The organism is Streptomyces ipomoeae 91-03 (genome assembly GCF_000317595.1).
In the GTDB taxonomy this organism is placed as follows: Bacteria; Actinomycetota; Actinomycetes; order Streptomycetales; family Streptomycetaceae; genus Streptomyces; species Streptomyces ipomoeae.
This window is the reverse complement of record NZ_AEJC01000520.1, coordinates 1-2207: the sequence shown is the minus strand read 5'-3', so window position 1 is coordinate 2207 and position 2207 is coordinate 1. Positions and strand designations below refer to the sequence as shown.

The window sequence follows — 2207 nt, the reverse complement described above, 5'->3', positions numbered from 1 at the left end:
TCCGGCCATCCGGCGGCCGACGGCAAAGCGTCGGCAAACCTGGCGAAGCGTCACATCCGGGCCTGACTGCCGGGCGGGATAGGGGAGTTCCGCAGGGGGTCGAGGGTTTTCCCCGTATCCCTATGACCAGCGCTTTGCCTAGTGTGCTCGCACAGCTGAACCACAGGTAACCCCTGATCAACAGCTTGCGCCTGGCCGGCCTTCGCGCCACCCCTTTCCGGACCCCCGCCGCTTCGACGAAGAAGCGTTTCACCGCCGCTCCTCCCCTGGCATGAGCAGGCCACGAAAGGCGAAGCCCTTGCGTACCTCCACCCCCCGTACCGCCGGACGGAAGCTCATATCCGTCGCCGCCGTCTCCGTCGCCCTGGTGGCGGGCATGACCTCCTCCGTCGCCGTCGCCCAGACCCCTTCCGCCGAGACCAAGGCCACCCCAGCCGTCGCCGGTGCCACCGAGGCCGCCCCCGGCACCGTCGCCGAGCGCCTGATTGTCGGCTACAAGTCCGGCGCCGCCGAGGCCAAGTCGAACTCGGCCGCCTCCGCCGACGCCGAGGCCAAGGGCAAGGAGGCCGGCGAGAACCTGGACTTCCGGCGTCGCCTCGGCAGCGGTGCCGCCCTGGTCGACCTGGGCGAGGACCTGACCAAGGCGGACGTCGCCGACGTCATGGCCGAGTACCAGGCCGACCCGCAGGTCGCCTATGTCGTACCGGACCGCCTGAACAAGCCGCTGGCCACCCCGAACGACACCGAGTACAGCAAGCAGTGGGACCTGTTCGAGGCGACCGCGGGCATGAACGTGCCGGGCGCCTGGGACTCCGTCAACGGCTCCGGGGTGACGGTCGCCGTCATCGACACCGGTTACGTCACCCACTCCGACCTCGCCGCGAACATCGTCGCCGGCTACGACTTCATCGCCGACACCGCCGTCTCCAACGACGGCAACGGCCGTGACAGCAACCCGGCCGACCCGGGCGACTGGACCTCGGACGGGGAGTGCGCCACCGACTGGGAGGCCACCACCTCCTCCTGGCACGGCACCCACGTCGCCGGCACGATCGCCGCCGTCACCAACAACAGCAAGGGTGTCGCCGGTATCGCCTACGGTGCCAAGGTCTCCCCGCTGCGGGTGCTCGGCAAGTGCGGCGGCTACGACTCGGACATCATCGACGCCATCACCTGGGCCTCCGGCGGCACCGTCTCCGGTGTGCCCGCCAACGCCAACGTCGCCAAGGTCATCAACATGAGCCTCGGTGGCAGCGGTGCCTGCTCCACCGCGACCCAGAGCGCGATCAACGCCGCCGTGAACCGCGGCACCACGGTCGTCGTCGCGGCGGGCAACAGCAACGCCAACGCGGCCAACTACTCGCCGGCCAGCTGCAGCAACGTGATCTCGGTGGCGGCCACCAACCGCTCCGGCTCGCGCTCCTACTACTCCAACTACGGCTCGGTCGTCGACATCGCGGCCCCCGGCGGCGAGACCCGGACCACCACTTCCGGTGGCATCCTGTCCACGCTGAACACGGGCACCTCGTCCCCGGGCAGCGAGACGTACACCTACTACCAGGGCACCAGCATGGCCGCCCCGCACATCGCGGGTCTCGTCGCGCTGCTGAAGTCGGCGAACTCCTCGCTGACCCCGGCCCAGATCGAGTCCGCGATCAAGACCAACGCGCGTGCTCTGCCGGGTACCTGCTCGGGCGGTTGCGGCGCCGGCCTCGCCGACGGGGCCAAGACGGTGCAGGCGGTGAGCGGCGGCTCCGGCGGCGGCTCCACGGGGGGCACCACCTTCACCAACACCACGGCCGTCTCCATCCCGGACAACGGCTCGGCGATCGAGTCCTCGATCTCCGTGACCGGCCGCACCGGCAACGCGCCCACGAACCTCCAGGTCGGCGTGGACATCACCCACACCTACCGCGGTGACCTGGTCATCGACCTCGTCGCCCCGGACGGCTCGACCTACCGTCTGAAGTCCTCCAGCACCTCGGACTCCGCCGACAACGTGAACACCACCTACTCGGTGGACGCCTCCAGCGAGACCGCCAACGGCACCTGGAAGCTGCGCGTCCAGGACGTGGCCTCCGCGGACACCGGCCGGCTCAACAGCTGGAAGCTGACCTTCTAAGAACCCGGCCGACCAGAAACACCGGCCGACCAGAAACCCGGCAAGACCAGCCGGGCCGACCGACCGCCACCCCCCACTGCCGGCG

The 2207-nt window shown here is 69.9% G+C and carries 1 protein-coding gene; it reads left to right on the top strand.

Annotated features, from left to right (window positions below; genetic code table 11):
- The first annotated feature begins 298 nt into the window (after window positions 1-298).
- Window positions 299-2122: a S8 family peptidase gene (locus tag STRIP9103_RS33890; protein ID WP_009328536.1), complete on the top strand. Its 1824-nt coding sequence runs from the start codon at window positions 299-301 to the stop codon at window positions 2120-2122.
- Window positions 2123-2207 lie beyond the last annotated feature (85 nt).